Source organism: Robertmurraya korlensis NBRC 107688 (genome assembly GCF_001591645.1).
Taxonomy (GTDB): Bacteria; Bacillota; Bacilli; order Bacillales; family Cytobacillaceae; genus Robertmurraya_A.
Genome location: NZ_BCVH01000001.1, coordinates 302,410 through 321,223, shown reverse-complemented (window position 1 = coordinate 321,223; position 18,814 = coordinate 302,410). Strand labels below are relative to the sequence as shown.

Genomic DNA, 18,814 nt, shown 5'->3' with positions numbered 1-18,814 from the left:
AACTAATCTACTACGATTATAGTACTTTTAACAACGGATGGGTTAATATACAACACATTGTCATAAGAAGTTCACAAATTTAGTAGTGATTTTTCTCTTATCATTATACATTAAATGAGCAAATTAAATAAGTAACTATCTTTATTTACCTCTGTAAATGCAAAACCTTTTTTGTTTAATCTTTCAATCAAGCCTTTGTAGTCTTCCTTCTTCTGAATCTCGATTCCTACTAGGGCAGGGCCATTTTCTTTATTATTTTTCTTAGTATATTCAAATTGTGTAATATCATCCGTTGGTGACAATACCTCATCTAAAAACTCACGTAGCGCACCTGCACGTTGAGGGAAGTTAACGATAAAATAATATAGAAGTCCCTCGTACAACAATGAACGTTCTTTAATTTCTTGCATACGACCGATATCGTTATTTCCTCCGCTTATAATTACGACAATATTCTTCCCTTTGATTTCATCCTTGTAGAGGTCGAGTGCTGCAATTGGTAAGGCACCCGCTGGTTCAGCAACAATTGCATGCTCATTGTATAATTCTAAAATACTTGTGCATACCTTTCCTTCTGGAACCAGTAGAATATCATCCAATAATTCAAAGCAAGTATCAAATGTTTTACTACCAACACTTTTAACAGCAGCACCATCGACGAACTTATCAATCTCGTCTAGAGAAGTGACTCCTTGATTATGGAAAGAGGTCTTCATTGCTGGAGCCCCGTATGGTTCAACTCCAATTAGCTTTGTTTGAGGAGAGACACTTTTTACGTACGTGCTCACACCGGCCATTAGTCCTCCACCACCAATACTCGCAAACACAAAATCTATGGGCTCTTCACAATCCTGTAGAATTTCTACAGCTACCGTTCCTTGCCCCGCAATGACAAGCTCGTCATCAAAAGGATGAATAAAGGTTCTCCCCTCTTTTTCCGCACATTCAATCGCTTTTGTGTAAGAATCATCGAACGTATCCCCGACAAGAATAATTTCGATAAATCCTCTACCAAACAACTCAACTTGGCCAACCTTCTGCTTTGGTGTTGTTGTTGGCATATAAATTTTCCCTTGTACACCAAGATGGCGACAAGCATATGCTACACCTTGAGCATGGTTCCCTGCGCTTGCACAAACAACCCCATTAGAGAGATTGTCCTTACCTAACGCTTTCATCTTATAAAAAGCACCTCTTAGCTTAAAAGAGCGAACGTGCTGCAAGTCTTCCCTTTTTAGATACACATTACAGTTATATTTTTCAGATAAACGCTCGTTTTTTTGTAACGGTGTATGGGCTACGATGTCTTTGAGCTGGTGGTGCGCTATTAAAATATCTTCAACCTGCACCCATCTTTTTTTCATCACTTTCTGTTCCATATCCATCCTCCATTTTCCCGTTATAATCAGTACATTATACCACTCTCTCCCACCATTTCAAGCCTATTATCGAAAAATTTGTATTTTTCAATTTATAGAACAAGGGAATTACAGAATAAAAATGAAAAAAGCTAGACTCGGAAGCCTAGCTTTCTATGATGCTATTTTTTCATCCTTTAAGGAATTAACAATGATCTCTCTTACATAATCCGAAACTTCTCTCATATCCTTTTGATCAAATATGGAAGAAGGGATACTAGGTAATATCCGTACGTGAATGGAAGCTGGTTTCACTAAACGTCCATTTTTTTCAAAAACATGAGACGTGCCAGAAATACTAATTGGAACAATTGGTACTTTGGCATCCTTAGCGAGTCGAAATCCACCAGATTTAAACTCTCCAACCGGTCCACCTTTACTCCTTGTTCCTTCAGGAAAAATGGCAATTGAGTGACCTTCTTTTAGTAGCTTAACAGCCTCTCGGATTGACTGAACAGATTTGCGACGGTCGCTTCGATCAAGGAACACACAGTTCATGATCTCCATCCAAGACGAAAGAATCGGAACTTTTTTCACTTCAACCTTTGAGATAAAACCAAATGGTTTTTCAATGCTAGCCAACAATGTAGGAATATCAAAATCCCCTTCATGATTGCTGATCAATACTACAGCACCTTCAGGAAGATTCTCAGTCCCCTCTACCTTCACCTTAGAACCCGTTAACTTCATAATGATTTTCGACCATTGGTTTGGAATCGTATGAATTAGCTGATCCCTTTCAGAAACCGATAAACCTTTGTCTAGATTTTTCATTTTCTTCAATGTTGGAATACTATAAATTAAATAACCACTCATGTACAAAAAGACAGCAATTAGCCTTATCATCCTGTTCACCCTCCATAGTAATAACCAAACCTAATTATACTGGATTGTATTCATTTTACCTATAAAAAATAAGCAGTGATCACTCACCGCTTACGTTGGTACACAAAAAATTCATAGTTATATGGATTCTTTTCATCTTTGATTCCTGGAGTGGATTCGATTAACTCCCAATTGTCCATATTGATTTCAGGGAAAAACGTATCCGCCTCGAACACTTCACGAATCTCAGTAATATATAGGCGATCTGCAAATGGCATAATCTCTTTAAAAATTTCAGCGCCTCCAATGACAAAAAGCTCTTCATCCTCACGCTTTAACAAATCTTTTACGTCATGAATAACCGTACATCCTTCAATGGTTGCTCCTTGGCTACGTGTAATAACAATATTCTCTCTCCCAGGAAGTGGCCTTCCAATTGAGTCATATGTTTTCCGGCCCATTGCAATGGGCTTACCCATTGTCACTCTTTTAAAATACTTCAAATCTTCAGGAAGATGCCAAGGAAGTTGGTTATTGAGACCTATTGCTCGATTCTGGTCCATTGCCCAAAGAAGAGAAATCATACACTTACAACCCCTTTAATATGGGGATGGGCTTCGTAACCAACCAACTCAAAATCCTCATACGTAAATCCAAACAAATCTTTTTTCTCTGGATTTATTTTTAAAGTAGGTAATGGATGTGGCTGTCTTGTGAGCTGCAACTCGACTTGCTCCACATGATTTAAGTAAATATGTGCATCCCCAAAGGTATGAATAAATTCACCTGGTTCAAGATCACATACCTGTGCCACCATCAACGTTAAAAGTGCATAAGAAGCGATATTAAATGGAACCCCTAAAAACACATCCGCCGAGCGTTGATAAAGCTGACAACTGAGCTTTCCGTCTGCCACATGAAATTGAAAAAGACAGTGACAAGGCGGAAGTGCCATTTTCTCAATATCTCCAACATTCCATGCATTTACGATCAAACGTCTAGAATCGGGATTGGTTTTTATTTGATTTACAAGTTCAGTAATTTGATCCACCGTTTCCCCTGTGGAAGTCGTCCATGATCTCCACTGGTGTCCGTACACAGGACCTAAATTCCCCTCTTCATCCGCCCATTCATTCCAAATACGAACGCCGTTATCTTGAAGGTACTTTATATTCGTATCCCCTTGAAGGAACCAAAGCAATTCGTGAAGGATTGATTTCAAATGTAGTTTTTTGGTTGTAACAAGAGGAAACCCTTCTTGTAAATCAAAACGCATTTGATAACCAAATGTACTAATGGTGCCTGTCCCCGTACGATCTTGTTTTTTTACCCCATTTTCTAACACATGCTTACATAGCTCTAAATATTGTTTCATTCTTCCACCTACTGTCACAAATTTTACGAAATACTAATCTTCTACAAGGTTATAATTATTTCGATGTCAGGTCAATGGAAGGAGGCGAAGTTTTTGGAGTTATTTGTAGACCCAGGTCATACGAGATATGCGGTGTTCTTTTTTATGGAAGAAGACAGAACCCTCGCTATCGGCAAACTTGGAACATATCACTTTTTAAAGGGACGTTATATTTATATCGGAAGTGCTAAGAAAAATATTCTTGCACGGGTGAATCGTCATTTAAAGGTGGACACAGTGTTTCGGTGGCATTTTGACTACTTGCGTCCGTATGGAACGATTACAGAGGTTAAGAGTTTTGATGACAAAGTAGGTGAGTGTGAATTGGCTGAGTGTTTAAAATTGAGGTATTTGGCCACTTATCCTATGAAGAAGTTTGGATCAAGTGATTGTCGCTGTTATTCACATTTGTTGTTTTTGAGGAGAGGATGTGTTGTTTTGATAGTCAAAGAGCGCGGGATTTCTATGGAGTTGCAGGTATTTAGGTGTTTGAAACATCGCATGGTGTTCTCTGAAAAAGAAAGAATGTACCATCTGAATCTAGAGAAAGGATATGAAGGAGAACTAAAGTTTGATGAATTAACCAAAAATGTAGGGGATAACTGTTTAATCGTAAATGATATAACACTCGAGGTAACCAACAACCTTTTTCAAATCGATAGCTTACTTATTTGTAAAGATATGATATGTATGTTCGAAGTCAAAAACTTTGAAGATAATTTTTTTATTCAGTCCCACAAGTGGTATTTATTGTCTAGTCGAAAAGAGGTTAATAACCCCATCCTGCAATTGGACAGAAGCGAGACCTTACTCCGTAAATACCTTCATACCCACCGCTTTTCTGTCCCAATTGAATCAAAAGTTGTTTTTGTACACCCGACCTTCACCCTATATCAAGCACCTATCGATTTACCCGCTATCTTCCCCACTCAACTTCAGCAACTTCAAAGTACAATCGAATCTAAAAGAGGAGTTCTTACTACCCAGCATACGAAACTAGCAAAACAATTGTGCGATGATCATGTGACTTCTACTCCATTCTTGAGAGTACCTAGTTACAGTTATGAATCATTGAGAAAAGGGATTAAATGTAGGGGGTGTGGTGAGTTTTTTGTTGAATGGGGGGAATCGATTCTACATTGCCAATACTGCGGAAATTCAGAATTTATCGTAAATGCTTTTGTTCGTACTGTTGAAGCATATAGACTTCTGTTCCCTACTAAAAAGATCACAACGAAAGAGATTTACATTTGGTGTGAAATTATTCCCTCATTAAAGGTAACACGGAGTCTTTTGAATAATTATTTCCAATCCGTTGGGAATGGTAGATCAAAATACTATAAGTAGTCTACAATATTCTATCTTTGTTCCCCCATTCTACTAAATACTGGATTTCCAGGGCACTAGATTCTTTTTTGGTGCCCTCAACCTACTAAATTCTGGATTCCCAGGGCATCAAATTCTATTTTGGCTCCCTCATTCTACTAAATACTGGATTTCTAGGGCACTAAATTCCTTTTTGGTGCCCTCAACCTACTAAATTCTGGATTCCCAGGGCATCAAATTCTATTTCGGCTCCCTCATTCTACTATATACTGGATTTCCAGGGCACTAAATTCCTTTTTGGTGCCCTCAACCTACTAAATCCTGGGTTCCTAGGAAGCTAAGCTAAACTAAACTGACCCAACAAAACATCAAAAACCCCCTCCAACATCAGTCAAAGGGGGGTTCCTTATCATCAACTCATCCACTTAGGTGGGGTGTTTGTGTCCCAATAAATAGAGCCGAGGTCATGATGGGCCTCAAAGTTGTCATCGCTTGTGTGGTAGTGAAAGTTAAACCAGTATCCACTTTGGGGTGGATGGTCCTTTCTTACGTGGAAGCGGATAATGTCTTTGTTGCTTTCTTTGCTATACAGGTGAAAAATTTTTTCAGCGTTGCCTCCTGTTGGGACTTCACTTAATTCTAGGTATGCTAGTTTTTCTTCCGGGTACTGTTCGGCTACTTCTTCAATGGCTTTATGAATATTTGGGAGGATGACCTGCTTGAATTCGTCTTCTATAACAGGTTTGATTCTGCTTCCAAATTTTATGTAGGATAATTCTTCTGCTTCACTTAACCAGCTTTGTATGATCTGGCCACTACTGTCGGGCTCTTCTTCACTGATTTCTTCGATTTGAGTATATGTTGTTTCGGCTTTAACCGCGTCTTCACGTGTTGGTTTGTCTGCTGTAGCTTGATTATATAGAAAGGTTTGGGAAGGTGTTACCAAACCAAATGTTAAAATTGTAACCAACACAACGAAGGATTTTTGCAACCATTTTGGCATGATATCCAATCCTTTCTAACAGCGTCTCAGAGTGTTTTGAAAATAATGACTCTTTCTCACATTATACTCTTTTTACAGTAGAAAGTGGGAGAATAAATTACAAATATAATCATTTTGTAATAATACCGAAATGGAATTTTGCAGAGGGTCTTTTTATTACTGAGAATCCAAACTGCTCGAAACGATTGCTACGAAAATGATCCTTAAGTACGAGTCGTTTCCTCGCGACTCTCTTTGCTTCCGAGATGAACTCTTCACTCACTTCTTTATATACGGCTAGCTCAGCTAATGCACGAATCCCGTCCGATTCTAATATCGTTTCCTCAAACATTGGATCAATATAAACGCAATCAAACTCGTTGCTTGGAATATTCTTTAAATACGTAAGTGCTGTTGTGTGTTGTACCGAAATGGCCCGCATAGCATCATCCATCCCTGCCAAACCGGACTCCCAGCCCTTTAATCCGCGACTGACAAGATAAGCTAAATATTTATTTTCTTCCGTTCCGACTACTTTTCCAGTCGGTCCAACGACAAAGCTTGCAACAATGCTATCGGATGCAAGTCCTAATGTGCAATCAAGTAGACTCATTCCCTTTCCTAGACCCGTTGCATCAATAAATGGGTCATGTTCATTTTTTAGCAGCCTTTTAATTCTGAACATAGAGGAATTCGGATGAAAGAAAAACGGCTCCTCACTCTCCATTAAAAACAACTCTAGTCTCTCTTTTCCAACAACAATGCAGTCATCCTTTAACCAGGATTGTAGAGTCTGAATTGATTTTTTCCTGCGTTCCTGATAAAGACAGTCGAGGTCAGATGCTACCTGCTTTGCTGCTTCAATCATGTTTGGATTGGTTCGTCCTGCTGTTGTGACAAACATATAAAATTCTTTCCTTTCAGAAAAAAAGGAATGTCAGCTGACATCCCTTTTTCCTTAACAATTTTGTTCAAATGCAGATTGAAGATTATCCATGATTTCTTCCATTGTGTTGCCTTCAATTTCGTGACGATGGATAAAGTGAATCACTTCTTTTCCTTTTACAAGTGCCATCGAAGGAGATGATGGTGGGAATCCTTCAAAATACTCACGCATTTTAGCCGTCGCTTCCTTATCTTGACCAGCAAAAACCGTTACAAGCTTGGCAGGTTTATTCTCTGTTCTAACAACTGCTTGTGTTGCTGCTGGTCGTGCTAAGCCTGCTGCGCAACCACATACTGAGTTAACAAATATTAACGCAGTATCTTCATTTTGCTCCATAAAACTTTCTACTTCATCCTCTGTTTGTAACTCTTCAAAGCCCGCACGAACCAGTTCTTCACGCATCGGCTTTACCATTTGTTTCATATATTCCTCATATGCCATTGACATAAAAAATCCCTCCTACTAACTATATCCATTGTTAGCATACTATATTTGCTTCAAATGATGCAATTTTCTTAGTTTTGTTTTCTAGCTTCCGTCATCTGCTTCCAGACCGACCCTTTTGCATCCTCACCTAGTTCAATTCTTTCAATTGCCAGTTTAATTTGTAAACTCACTTCAAACTCAGGATCGTCTTCTGCTGCCTTTAAGGCCGGAAGTGCACGGTCATCCCCCAATTCATATAAGAACATGGCCGCTCTCCAACGCACTAGCTTACTATCATCACTTAGAGCGTTCATCATTTCTTCCATTGCCTCTTCAAAGCCTAAATCAGATAAGCAATCTCCAGCTGTACGTCTTACCGTTACTGTTTTATCCTTTAGTGCCTTATAGAGGAGAGGTAATACTTTCTTGTCTTCAATCATTCCTAGGTAAACAGTAGCTAACCTTCTAATCGATGCCTTTTCATCCTTCAACGCTTTTTCTAATACGGGGAGATCTTCCACCTCTGGATCGTCCATTTGCTCAAGGAGCTGATATCTTTTTCTCCAGTCAGGATCGTTTAATGATTCAACATCGAGCTTTTGTTTTGGAGGTTTAACCACCTTGGTTGTTTCTTTGTTCTTCGCATCTTGAACGAGTTCTTCTAGTCGTTCTGTTGTATAAGCAGCCATTAATTCTTCTAACACTTCCTGGCCGATTTGATCAAAGTCTCCGTAACGAACGCCAAACTCTTTCCATCGCCTAACCATTACCACATTATCCTCTGGATCCTGTGCCTTTGATACAGCTTCTTTATACTGTTCAGGTAATCCGAATCGTCTTTCTTCCGTTCCATCCGTCAGCTTAATTTGCATCGGGATCCCCTTATACATCTGAACAAGCACCTGTATTTCCCCATAATGCTCATTAATCGTATCTTCTTTCTCCACTAATTCCGCTTCTTCACCAAAGGCTAACCTAACCTTGGGTAGGATTTCTTTCCAGTCGTACTTCGCATTTCTTTCAACAGCTAGAAAATCTGCTACATGATAGACGCCTTTTACCCCTTCAATGGTTAAAATATCTTGAATAACCTTTGGTGCATCACCACTCGTCTCTTTTTTATAGTTTGTACTTTTTCCCATTGGTAGCTCTTCATTTAATATAACCTTCATCGTGTTTGGACTAGGAGTAGGTTCAATGGATCGTATTTTCAAGTCTCTTCATCCTTCCCTTGTTGTTAAAAATTAACTATTCTCTGCGATTTCTGATAAGTAGCTCCAGCGCTCAATCAAATACTCAAGTTTTTCATTTAAGGCATTTTCCTCTTCCATTAAAGCTTGAGCCTTTTCAAAATCGCTTCCTGTTTTACCCATCTCGTCAGCAATTTCCTCGAGTCTTTTTTCAGCATTTTCAATATCAGAATCGATGGATTCCCATTCAAGCTTTTCCTTATAACTCATACGCTTCTTCTTTGCTTTTTCTTCTTCCACAGGTTTCTCTACTGGTACAGTTGCTCTGGCCACTGGCTTTTCTACTTGTTTTTCTAGAAATTCACTATAGTTTCCATAAAAAGAATCAATGACTCCATTTCCTTCAAGGACTAGTAGCTGTTCCGCCACTTTATCTAAGAAATAGCGATCATGGGATACCGTAATAACAACTCCAGGAAACTCTTCTAAATAGTCCTCAAGCACAGTAAGGGTTTGAGTATCTAGATCATTCGTTGGTTCGTCTAATAACAATACATTTGGTTCTGTCATTAGCAGCTTTAATAAATACAAGCGACGTCTTTCCCCACCCGATAACTTTCTGATTGGGGTGCCATGAGTGTATGAAGGGAATAGAAATCTTTCAAGCATTTGTGTCGCTGAAATGGTTTTCCCATCCGACGTATTGATCACCTGAGCGGTCTCTTTGATGTATTCAATCATCCGTTTTGAAACGTCCATGTCTTCATTTTCTTGTGTGTAAAAAGCAACCTTTACCGTTTGACCAATGATTCTTTCCCCGGAATCAAGAGGGATTCTACCAGCTAGAACATTTAATAAGGTTGATTTACCTGTACCATTTTTCCCAATGATTCCAATTCTATCATGAGGTTTCACTAGTAAATCGTAAGACCGCAGGATTACAGTGGATTCATATGTTTTTGTTGCATCTTTTAGTTCGAATACTTGCTTCCCTAAACGACTACCTGATAACGATAAGTCAAGCTTTTCCGTAGTTTTAACAGAGCTTATATTCTCATCAAGCTTTTCAAAGCGTTGAATTCTTGCCTTTTGCTTTGTCGTTCGCGCCTTAGCGCCCCGTCTAATCCATTCAAGCTCTCGTCTGAATAAGTTTTTTTGTTTCTCCAAGGTCGCTGCTTCATTTTCTTCACGAATCGCCTTAGCTTCAAGAAAATCAGCATAGTTTCCTTTGTAGCTATAAAGTTTGCCACCCTCTAGTTCAAACATTCGGTTTGTCACACGGTCTAAGAAATAACGATCATGCGTCACCAGCAATAATGCGCCAGTATAACGACTTAAGTAATCCTCAAGCCATTTTACTGATTCGAAATCCAAGTGATTGGTAGGTTCATCAAGTATCAGCAAATCGGGTGATTGAATTAACACCTGGGCAAGAGCGACTCGCTTTTTCTGGCCACCGGATAATTCACCAACCTTTTTTTCATAATCCTCAATTCCAAGCTTATTTAATATTGTTTTGGCGTTTGTACTAGCATCCCATCCATCTAAGGCATCCATTTTCTTTTGTAAGTCAAAAAGTTTTTCCTGAATTTTACTATCAGCCGGTTTTCTATTAAGCTCTAGAAGAGTTTCTTCATATTCTTTTAAAAGTTTTAGTACAGGTGCCTCTCCCGCAAAAACCTGTTCAAGGACGGTTAACTCTGGATTTAATTCTGGATTTTGCTCAGAATAAGCAATTCGGTAATCCTTTGGGGCGGATACTTCTCCTGAATCAGGGAAATCAACACCTGCTACTATTTTTAATAAAGAGGATTTGCCTGTCCCATTTACCCCAATCAGTCCGACTCTTTCTTTCCGACTGATTGTAAAAGAAACTTCATTAAATAATTCCTTTTCTCCATATGTTTTTGTCACATTATCTATACTTATCATTGACGTTTTCCATTCCAATCATTGTAAAATTCATGTAAGAAACTCTCCATAAAAGCATGGCGGGTTTCGGCTATTTCTGTACCCGATTTTGTATTCATTGTTTCCTTTAGCTTTAGTAGCTTTTCATAAAAATGATTAATCGAGGAGGATTTGCCTTTCCGGTACTCCTCGTTTGTCATACTTGTTCGGATAGAAATAGAAGGATCATAGATGGACTGCCCCTTTTTCCCTCCATAGGCAAATGCTCTTGCAATGCCTATTGCTCCTATGGCATCAAGCCGATCGGCATCTTGAACAATGGCCGCTTCAACCGATGTAATGTTTCGATTATTGCCACCTTTAAATGAAATTGTTTCGATTATTTCTTTAATATGATTTTTCTTTACTTCATTTAAAGGTAACAGGTTCAAAAAAGTAGTAAGCTTTTCATCTCCAATTTCTTTCAAGGTATGTAATTTTTCGTCAGAAATATCATGAAGAAGAGCAGCTAGCTCAATAATCAAAGGATCTCCTGACTTTTCCTTTTCATGAATTTGAAGTGCTATATTACGTACTCTATCAATATGAAACCAATCATGACCAGTTGAATCTTCATACATTTCCCGTTTTACAAACTCTTCTGTCTTGGCAATAAGGTCTACCATTAAACCACCTCATTCTTTCCACTCATATTCTACCATGAACTTCTTTTTTTCGAAAAAGAAAAGGAAGTGCACATAACGTGCGCTTCCCGTTAAAGACCGTTAAACCAACTAATACCGATTGTGTTTTCTCCTGCGTGTACGCCTATGGTTGCTCCTAAAGGATATATACCAAAAGTAACATCAGGGAACCGTTTGCATAACTCATCCTGCCATTTTCTTGCTTCCGAATCATGAAGACCGTATAAAATATAGGCTTCCTTTACAGCATTAGTCTCAATGGAAGCTTGTAGGTAGGAGATGATTTTTTCCATCCCTTTGTTTTCGCTTCTAATCTTCTCCTTTGCCTGTAATACACCGTCCTCAATAGAAATAATGGGTTTAATATTTAGCATGCTACCTAGAAAAAAGGATAACCCGTTCATTCGACCACTTCTATGCAATTGTTCTAAACTTCCAATTAGGACAAAGGTTTCGTTCGTATTAGCAAGTTCTCTGACCTTATTTTCAACTTCCTCAACGGAATCACCAGCTTCTATCCCTTCCATTCCTTTTTTTATCAATCGGGAAAGGGGATATGAAAGGATTTTTGAATCAATTGTAGTTATTGGTATATTCACCATATTAGAAGCTTGAAGACTAGAAGAGACCGTCCCACTTAATTTGGCTGAAACTAGAACAGAAAACACATGATCATATGTCCCTTCAAGCTTTTCAAATAAGGAAACAAACTCACCTACAGAAGGTTGAGACGTTTTTGGTGGAACTTTGAGATTCTTTAATTTGGCATAGAGCTCTTCTGCTGTTAAATCGATTCCATCCTTATATTCCTTTTCGTTTAAAACGATCGTCATTGGTACGGTGAAAACATCTGGATGGTTGGATAAATCTTTATCTAAACAAGCTGTACTGTCAGTAACCCATGCAATTTTCTTCATTCTAATTCCCCCCTTTTATTTTTATAGTAGTAATAAATATAGTTCATGTAAAGATAATTCAGAAAATTTTCATTAATTAAGAACCCTTGCCAAAGCAAGGGGTTCATTTTAAATCAATTTTTCAATGTCCTGTGCAATTTCTTTTGGGTTAGTATTGGGAGCATACCTTTCAACTACTTCTCCTGAACGATTCACTAAAAATTTAGTGAAATTCCATTTAACAGCTTTCACTCCTAATACTCCTGGCGCCTCTTCCGTTACGTACTGAAAAAGAGGATGAGCATTTTTCCCATTTACATCAACCTTTGAGAACAATGGAAAGGTGACACCGAAATTCATTTCACAAAAGGACTGGATATCTGCTTCAGTACCTGGTTCTTGATTCATAAACTGATTACAAGGAAAGCCTAAAACAGTAAATCCTTTTTCTTTATATTGTTCATAAAGCTCTTGGAGTTGTTTGTATTGAGGGGTAAAACCACAATTACTAGCTGTGTTTACAATTAATAGAACATCTCCCTTATATTCTGATAGAGATATGGTTTCACCATTAATTTGCTTCACTTCAAATTGATATACAGTCATCCCTTTACTCCTCCTATTTTCTAAAATCCTGTACAAGATTTTCTAAGGATTGCAAGATAAAATCAGCAAGTACCGTTAAGTCTTCGATTTGCTCTTCATAAATGAGTCTTTTAAAATGAACTTCAATCTCTATTATATTGCCAGCCTTATCCTGTAGTGGATCAGAGATGACCTTGCAATGATACTCCCTATCCTTCCCCCAGATGGATTGAAGAACCTCCAGAGTTCTTATATCAAACGTGCTTTGCTCGAGTATAGAGTACACCATTTTAAAGTGACAGCCCGCTTCTTTTTCTGATTGCAACATGGGATGTAACTCTGCTGCAAGATTCGTAATATCTGCACGCAAAAAGACTGTACAGCTAATCTTACTTTCTATACTCTTCTTTGCTGTTATTTCAAATTGTCGAGATAGCTTTGCCATATTTACAACATCGTTTCGATCAGTTATGCAAAGTTGACCCGCAAGATCTAGGTCATAGAGGGCACCTTCTAAAACCACCTTTACATTATCAAAAGCCGTAGGATCAAACATTCATTAATACCTCATTTATTCATCATTCGTTTAGAATAGCCCTACCGCATTGCCTTGTTCATCAACATCCATTTTCAGCGCTGCTGGTTGCTTCGGTAATCCCGGCATCGTCATAACATCTCCTGTTAAAGCAACGAGGAAGCCAGCACCGATTGAAGGTTTTAATTCTCTAACTGAAACCGTAAAATCGGTTGGTCTACCAAGCTTACTCGGGTCATCTGAAAGGGAATATTGTGTTTTGGCCATACAAATCGGAAGACGATCCCATCCGTATTGCTCAAAGTCCTTCATTTGCTTTTTAGCCTTTGATGAGAACTCGACATCTTTGCCTCCATATACCTTTTGAACAATAGAACGGATTTTTTCTTCAATCGAGTCACTCACATTATATAAAGGAGCATATTCTTCATCATGATTTTCGATGACTTTTAACAATTTCTCTGCTAAGGCAATACCACCTTGCCCACCCTTTTCCCATACTTCGGTTAGTGCAACTTGGACACCTTCTTTTTCACACAGTTTCAATAAGGTGTCCACTTCAAGAGTGGTATCTGATATGAACTTGTTAATGGCAACGACGACAGGTAAGCCAAAGCTTCTGATCGTTTCCACATGTTTTTTCAAATTATCAAAGCCTGCAATGAGCGCTTCAACATTTTCATGATTTAGATTTTGTTTCCCAACACCACCATGCATTTTCAGAGCTCTAATCGTTGCAACGACAACAACCGCTTCTGGCAATACATCTCCGTTTCTTGCTTTAATATGTAAAAACTTTTCTGCTCCAAGATCGGCTCCAAAACCAGCTTCTGTAATTACGAAATCCGCAAGCTTAGACGCAGCTGTCGTGGCAATGATTGAATTACATCCATGGGCAATGTTAGCAAACGGTCCACCGTGTACAAGGGCTGGTGTATGCTCAATCGTTTGTACAAGATTGGGTTTAACGGCATCTTTTAAAATTAGTGCTAAAGCGCCTTCCACACCCAGTTGTGAAACCGTTACCGGCTGTTTGTCAATATTATAGGCTACCACCATCTCAGACAGTCGTCGCTTTAAATCCTTTAAATCGTTCGCTAAGCATAAAACAGCCATAATTTCTGAAGCAACGGTAATATCAAATCCATCTTCACGTGGTACACCCTGCATCGGCCCACCTAACCCGATAATGATATTCCGTAAGGCACGATCATTTAAATCGAGTGCTCTCTTCCAAACAATTCTTCTTTGGTCGATCTGTAGTTCATTTCCTTGCTGAATATGATTATCAATTAGTGCGGCTAATGCATTATTAGCGGTGGTAATGGCGTGTAGATCACCTGTAAAATGTAAATTTATTTCATCCATCGGAAGTACTTGAGAATATCCACCACCTGCGGCTCCACCCTTCACTCCCATCGTAGGTCCTAAGGATGGTTCCCTCATAGCAATAATCACCTTTTTTCCAAGCCCGGCAAAAGCATCGCCTAATCCCACAGTGACAGTGGACTTCCCTTCTCCAGCAGGAGTTGGGTTAATCGCTGTTACAAGAATGATTTTGCCATTTGGATTCCCTTGGATTTTACTTAATGTGTCAGATGAGAGCTTCGCTTTATATTTCCCGTACAGCTCAAGGTCATCATCTGTTAATCCAATTTTTTCAGCAATTTGAATGATCGGTTTCATTTCTGCAGATTGTGCAATTTCAATATCACTTTTTACGCTAACCTTGATGTTCAAAGATGTTACCTCCATGCCCATATTTTTTCATGTATATTGTACCATTTGGAAATGTTCTTTGTATTCACTCTTTTTTTAAGTTCTTTTATCATTATTCTTGATACTAAAAAAATCCAGTATATAATATAAATAGCCTGAATATTGAATAAAGGGGTTGAAGTTCATTGCCAATCAAAATTCCGAAGCTTTTACCGGCTCGAGAAATACTAGAATCTGAAAATATCTTTATTATGGACGACGAAAGAGCTAATCACCAAGACATCCGCCCGTTAAATATTGTCATCCTAAATTTAATGCCAGAAAAGCAAAAGGCAGAGGCCCAGTTACTTAGACTTTTAGGGAATACTCCTCTACAAGTTAATATTTCTTTTTTACAAACCGTTACTCATCAAGCGAAAAATACAAGCCAGCTGCATCTTGACCAATTTTACACATCATTCTCTGAAATTAAGCACAGAAAATATGATGGATTAATCGTTACTGGAGCTCCTGTTGAGCTGCTTTCCTTTGAAGAGGTAGATTATTGGGAAGAACTAAAGATGATTATGGACTGGTCTAAAACGAATGTCACTTCAACATTACATATTTGTTGGGGGGCACAAGCAGCCTTGTATCATCACTATGGTATTGGAAAATATGAGTTATCAAAAAAGTGCTCTGGCATTTTCTCACACCATGTTCATGACCGTTCAGACAAACTATTAAGAGGGTTTGATGATGAATACCTCGCTCCTCACTCTAGATACACAGATGTGATGATTGAGGAAATAATCAATCATCCTTCCCTTAAATTATTATCAAGCTCAGAAGAAGCAGGTCCTTTTATCATAAGTGCCAACGAGGGAAAGCATATTATGATTACTGGACATTTAGAGTACGAATCCACTACATTATCTGAGGAGTACTCTCGGGACTTAAATAAAGGTCTAGATATCCATGTTCCGGAAAATTATTTTCCAAATAATGATCCGAAACAAGTCCCTAGCAACAAATGGCGCTCACATGCTCATCTACTCTTCTCAAACTGGCTCAACTACTATGTTTATCAGCAAACACCATATATTTGGGAATAAACAAAAAGGAGAGTGTTTATTACACTCTCCTTTTTACTAATTATCTTCATTCTTCTTTTGTATTTCCCTTAATGCGTCTATTCGACTTTCGTCTTCTTCAAAGAATTGAACTAAATCTCCAATTCGGTCAATTGCATCCCAACTCAAGTGATGCTCAATCCCCTCGACATCATCATAAATATTATCTTCTTTCACACCTATCGTTCGTAGCAGCTGTTCTAGAAGTTCATGACGATAAACGAGTCTTTTTCCTATTTTTTTACCCTTCGGTGTTAAAATAAGTCCTCTATACTTTTCGTATACTAAGTATTCATCTCGATCTAGCTTTTGGACCATTTTCGTAACTGAAGAGGGATGAACAGATAAACCTTCCGCAATGTCCGAAACTCGTGCGTAGCCTTTTTCTTCAATTAAATTGTATATCTGTTCGATATAATCCTCCATACTCGGTGTTGGCATCCATTGACCCTCCCGCGTGCATCATCAATATTAAAAGTTTACTATAGTTAAAAAATGGAGACAAGGGAATTCCCTTCCAATCAAACACTCATTTCAAAAATTCCAATTTCCAGCTATAGTAGTCATTATCAGGATTTTTTTCATAACGTAAATTTGCATCAAATTTATTCCCTTTTTTACTGGTTAAGCCTTTTACAGTTGCTGTCCCATTCTTCAAGAGCATCTTCACCATTGTTTTTGATGGCTTTTTCTTTAAAGCAGCCAAAAATTTATCATTTTTCCAAACAACAAATTTGCAACCATTTTTCCAATTGCTGCAGCCGAAGCCTTTTTGGCCCTCAATAATACTCCCATAATTACATGCGGGGCATTTTCCTAACACCTCAATGGACTTGTTTTCATAAGACACTTCATTAATAATAATATCTTTTTCATTTTTAATCGTATTTACCGCACTTGTGGTGAAATCAAAAATCAGATTCAAGAAACTTTCTTTCGTAAACTTTTGTTTTTCTATATCTGATAGTGTTTTTTCAAGACGTCCGGTAAATTCTAAGTCAAATAATTCCTTCACTGGAAAAGTCTCAACAAGGCTCTTTCCAAGTTCGGAACAAATTAAACTTTTATTTCGAGCTTCGATATAACCGATATCCTTCAGCTTCTTAATCGTTTCCGCTCTTGTAGCTGGAGTACCAATACTATAACCACTTAGGATGGCAGCCATCATTTCTTCACTTTCTTCATCATCCTGCCCTTTTCCACAAGTCTCCATCACTTTAAGAAGAGTCTTTTCAGTGTGGTACTTCGGTGGTTTCGTGGCATGCGAAGTAAGTTTGTCACCTATAATTTCAACTGGCTCATTGATCGTGACAAGTGGTAAAACCGTATCTTTCGATTCAATTTTTTCCACCTTTCTCCATCCTTCAACAAGTTGAACCCTACCCTTTGAGACAAACACACCTTTGATAGTAAGGTTATTTATTTGGGTCATAATTTTTGTTTCTTCATGTTCAGCTACAGGCATAAATTGCATGATCAAACGGTTCTTTATCGCATGATAAACAATTTCTTCGTCTTTCGTTAGCGATTTTGGAATTAGGTAGGTTGGTATGATCGCGCTGTGACTTTCAACCTTTGAATTATCAAACACTCGCTTGAGTTTCGAAAACTTCACTTCATTCTCATAGGGAAGTCCTTTAGTAATATTTTCTACAACCTTTGCTGTTTTTCCAACAAGACTTTCCTCTAGCACAACACTAGCCGTTCTTGGGTACGTTATATATTTTTTCTCATATAGGGATTGGGCCACTTTTAAAACTTTATCTGAGGTCCAGCCTTTAAATTTACTAGTAATAAACCCCTGTAAATTCGATAGATTGAATAAATATGGAGGATACTCTCTTTTGCGTTCCACTTGTTTATCGGCTATCGTTGCCGATTGACTCTGTAAAGCTTGTTGAACGTGTTCGAGGTCCTCTTTATCGGAAAACTTTTCTTCCTCGTTTTCAATATAACTACCTTCGTACACTTCCCCAGCCTGTGTCCTAAAGGTAGCAGCTAGTTTGAAGTATTCTTCTGGTTTAAAATTCTCAATCGCTTTATCACGATCATAAATAATTTTTAACGTTGGCAAAAGAACTCTACCAATATTAAGGGCCTTCCCTTTTCCCTTTTGGAACTTTAACGTTGCAACAGAGGTCAAATTAATGCCTATCACCCAATCCGCCCATTGACGGCCAATTCCAGCATCTTGAAGAGGTCTCATCTCTGCGTTAGGCTTCATTTCTTGAAGCCCTCGTAACACCTCATCAGGTGTCCATTCATTAAGTAACAATCGGTATACTTGCTTTTGGGTTTTAAGGTTATAAATAATCGTATCCCCGATAATTTGTCCCTCTCGATCATAGTCGCAAGCAGATATAACCATCTCTACATCGTTTCGTTTGATTAAATGGTAGATAATCTTTAGTTGCTTTCTTGCACCTAAATCTTCCTTCTCTCTATTCCTTGGATCACTTTTTACTTTATACCGAAAGTTAGGAGGAATAAAAGGGAAGTTTTCCATATTCCATCTGACCATTTTCTCATCATAATCTTTAGCATCATAAAGTTGCAAAAGGTGTCCAAATGCCCAGGTTATAATATAACCATTACCTTCGTAATATCCATCTTGTCTGCCTTTAATTTTCAATGCATCTGCAATATTTTTAGCAACAGATGGCTTTTCAGTGATAATCACTCTACTCACTATTTCACCTACTTTATTAAGAAGAAATCAACCATATACCTATGTGATTTCACTTTTCTAGAACTAGACCAGTATACTATTTTACCACAATTTTAGATTGTAAGGTTTAAGATTTGTTGAACAAAAAAAGCAAAGGATCTCCTCCTTTACTTTTTTG

General features: G+C 38.2%; 18 protein-coding genes. 2 read left to right on the top strand and 16 right to left on the bottom strand.

Features of this window, described 5'->3' with window-relative positions; genetic code table 11:
• Positions 1 to 110 precede the first annotated feature (110 nt).
• From ilvA to BKO01S_RS01585, 4 genes are all read right to left on the bottom strand, one after another.
• Entirely contained in the window at positions 111 to 1,379 is a 1,269-nt protein-coding gene (gene ilvA / locus BKO01S_RS01600; RefSeq protein WP_066047792.1) for a threonine ammonia-lyase IlvA, read from the bottom strand.
• 153 nt (positions 1,380 to 1,532) lie between these two features.
• Positions 1,533 to 2,264 carry a lysophospholipid acyltransferase family protein gene (locus BKO01S_RS01595; RefSeq protein ID WP_066047790.1) on the bottom strand — a complete coding sequence of 244 codons (732 nt, stop codon included), beginning with the start codon at positions 2,262 to 2,264 and terminating at the stop codon, positions 1,533 to 1,535.
• An 83-nt stretch (positions 2,265 to 2,347) separates the two neighbouring features.
• A complete protein-coding gene (locus BKO01S_RS01590) occupies positions 2,348 to 2,827 on the bottom strand; it encodes a dihydrofolate reductase (RefSeq protein ID WP_066047786.1) in 480 nt (159 codons plus the stop codon).
• Entirely contained in the window at positions 2,824 to 3,618 is a 795-nt protein-coding gene (locus tag BKO01S_RS01585; RefSeq protein WP_066047784.1) for a thymidylate synthase, read from the bottom strand. The genes BKO01S_RS01590 and BKO01S_RS01585 overlap by 4 nt, the downstream gene beginning before the upstream one ends.
• A 93-nt stretch (positions 3,619 to 3,711) precedes the next feature.
• On the opposite strand from BKO01S_RS01585, the gene BKO01S_RS01580 reads away from it, so the two are divergent.
• Positions 3,712 to 5,004 (top strand): DUF123 domain-containing protein, encoded by a 1,293-nt coding sequence (locus tag BKO01S_RS01580; protein ID WP_066047782.1) that lies wholly within the window; start codon positions 3,712 to 3,714, stop codon positions 5,002 to 5,004.
• Between the two features lie 391 nt (positions 5,005 to 5,395).
• Here the strand turns inward: BKO01S_RS01580 and BKO01S_RS01575 are convergent, their stop codons facing one another.
• From BKO01S_RS01575 to BKO01S_RS01530, 10 genes are all read right to left on the bottom strand, one after another.
• Positions 5,396 to 5,986 (bottom strand): YpjP family protein, encoded by a 591-nt coding sequence (locus BKO01S_RS01575; RefSeq protein ID WP_066047780.1) that lies wholly within the window; start codon positions 5,984 to 5,986, stop codon positions 5,396 to 5,398.
• A 109-nt stretch (positions 5,987 to 6,095) separates the two neighbouring features.
• On the bottom strand, positions 6,096 to 6,869 hold the full coding sequence (locus tag BKO01S_RS01570) for a class I SAM-dependent methyltransferase (RefSeq protein WP_066047777.1): 774 nt from the start codon (positions 6,867 to 6,869) through the stop codon (positions 6,096 to 6,098).
• Between the two features lie 54 nt (positions 6,870 to 6,923).
• Positions 6,924 to 7,358, bottom strand: a complete 435-nt coding sequence (locus tag BKO01S_RS01565; protein WP_066047775.1) for a BrxA/BrxB family bacilliredoxin — start codon at positions 7,356 to 7,358, stop codon at positions 6,924 to 6,926.
• Between the two features lie 68 nt (positions 7,359 to 7,426).
• Positions 7,427 to 8,551, bottom strand: coding sequence for a conserved virulence factor C family protein (locus tag BKO01S_RS01560; RefSeq protein ID WP_066047773.1), 1,125 nt, complete (start codon positions 8,549 to 8,551; stop codon positions 7,427 to 7,429).
• A 30-nt stretch (positions 8,552 to 8,581) separates the two neighbouring features.
• The gene (locus BKO01S_RS01555; RefSeq protein ID WP_066047769.1) at positions 8,582 to 10,459 is read right to left on the bottom strand and encodes an ABC-F family ATP-binding cassette domain-containing protein; all 1,878 of its coding nucleotides are present in this window, start codon (positions 10,457 to 10,459) and stop codon (positions 8,582 to 8,584) included.
• The gene (locus tag BKO01S_RS01550; protein ID WP_066047767.1) at positions 10,456 to 11,103 is read right to left on the bottom strand and encodes an HD domain-containing protein; all 648 of its coding nucleotides are present in this window, start codon (positions 11,101 to 11,103) and stop codon (positions 10,456 to 10,458) included. Before BKO01S_RS01550 ends, BKO01S_RS01555 begins: the two co-directional genes overlap by 4 nt.
• An 89-nt stretch (positions 11,104 to 11,192) precedes the next feature.
• Positions 11,193 to 12,038 (bottom strand): DegV family protein, encoded by an 846-nt coding sequence (locus BKO01S_RS01545; RefSeq protein ID WP_066047765.1) that lies wholly within the window; start codon positions 12,036 to 12,038, stop codon positions 11,193 to 11,195.
• A 108-nt stretch (positions 12,039 to 12,146) separates the two neighbouring features.
• Positions 12,147 to 12,623, bottom strand: coding sequence for a glutathione peroxidase (locus tag BKO01S_RS01540; RefSeq protein WP_066047762.1), 477 nt, complete (start codon positions 12,621 to 12,623; stop codon positions 12,147 to 12,149).
• 13 nt (positions 12,624 to 12,636) lie between these two features.
• Positions 12,637 to 13,158, bottom strand: coding sequence for a hypothetical protein (locus BKO01S_RS01535; RefSeq protein ID WP_066047760.1), 522 nt, complete (start codon positions 13,156 to 13,158; stop codon positions 12,637 to 12,639).
• Between the two features lie 30 nt (positions 13,159 to 13,188).
• Entirely contained in the window at positions 13,189 to 14,892 is a 1,704-nt protein-coding gene (locus BKO01S_RS01530; protein ID WP_198158747.1) for a formate--tetrahydrofolate ligase, read from the bottom strand.
• A 149-nt stretch (positions 14,893 to 15,041) separates the two neighbouring features.
• Between BKO01S_RS01530 and metA the strand changes: the two genes are divergently transcribed.
• Positions 15,042 to 15,950, top strand: coding sequence for a homoserine O-acetyltransferase MetA (gene metA, locus BKO01S_RS01525; RefSeq protein WP_066047757.1), 909 nt, complete (start codon positions 15,042 to 15,044; stop codon positions 15,948 to 15,950).
• A gap of 36 nt (positions 15,951 to 15,986) precedes the next feature.
• Here metA and mntR read toward each other — a convergent pair whose 3' ends face one another.
• Complete coding sequence (gene mntR / locus BKO01S_RS01520) at positions 15,987 to 16,409, bottom strand: transcriptional regulator MntR (RefSeq protein WP_066047755.1); 423 nt, start codon at positions 16,407 to 16,409, stop codon at positions 15,987 to 15,989.
• 88 nt (positions 16,410 to 16,497) lie between these two features.
• Positions 16,498 to 18,657 carry a type IA DNA topoisomerase gene (locus BKO01S_RS01515; protein ID WP_066047753.1) on the bottom strand — a complete coding sequence of 720 codons (2,160 nt, stop codon included), beginning with the start codon at positions 18,655 to 18,657 and terminating at the stop codon, positions 16,498 to 16,500.
• Between the last annotated feature and the right edge of the window lie 157 nt (positions 18,658 to 18,814).

Coding starts and splice junctions, on each gene's coding strand:
- BKO01S_RS01530 (WP_198158747.1), bottom strand. CDS start 14,892: ATGGAGGTAACATCTTTGAACATCAAGGTTAGCGTAAAAAGTGATATT.
- BKO01S_RS01535 (WP_066047760.1), bottom strand. CDS start 13,158: ATGTTTGATCCTACGGCTTTTGATAATGTAAAGGTGGTTTTAGAAGGT.
- BKO01S_RS01570 (WP_066047777.1), bottom strand. CDS start 6,869: ATGTTTGTCACAACAGCAGGACGAACCAATCCAAACATGATTGAAGCA.
- BKO01S_RS01585 (WP_066047784.1), bottom strand. CDS start 3,618: ATGAAACAATATTTAGAGCTATGTAAGCATGTGTTAGAAAATGGGGTA.
- BKO01S_RS01555 (WP_066047769.1), bottom strand. CDS start 10,459: ATGATAAGTATAGATAATGTGACAAAAACATATGGAGAAAAGGAATTA.
- BKO01S_RS01565 (WP_066047775.1), bottom strand. CDS start 7,358: ATGTCAATGGCATATGAGGAATATATGAAACAAATGGTAAAGCCGATG.
- BKO01S_RS01540 (WP_066047762.1), bottom strand. CDS start 12,623: ATGACTGTATATCAATTTGAAGTGAAGCAAATTAATGGTGAAACCATA.
- BKO01S_RS01590 (WP_066047786.1), bottom strand. CDS start 2,827: ATGATTTCTCTTCTTTGGGCAATGGACCAGAATCGAGCAATAGGTCTC.
- BKO01S_RS01595 (WP_066047790.1), bottom strand. CDS start 2,264: ATGATAAGGCTAATTGCTGTCTTTTTGTACATGAGTGGTTATTTAATT.
- BKO01S_RS01550 (WP_066047767.1), bottom strand. CDS start 11,103: ATGGTAGACCTTATTGCCAAGACAGAAGAGTTTGTAAAACGGGAAATG.
- BKO01S_RS01575 (WP_066047780.1), bottom strand. CDS start 5,986: ATGCCAAAATGGTTGCAAAAATCCTTCGTTGTGTTGGTTACAATTTTA.
- ilvA (WP_066047792.1), bottom strand. CDS start 1,379: ATGGAACAGAAAGTGATGAAAAAAAGATGGGTGCAGGTTGAAGATATT.
- BKO01S_RS01545 (WP_066047765.1), bottom strand. CDS start 12,038: ATGAAGAAAATTGCATGGGTTACTGACAGTACAGCTTGTTTAGATAAA.
- mntR (WP_066047755.1), bottom strand. CDS start 16,409: ATGCCAACACCGAGTATGGAGGATTATATCGAACAGATATACAATTTA.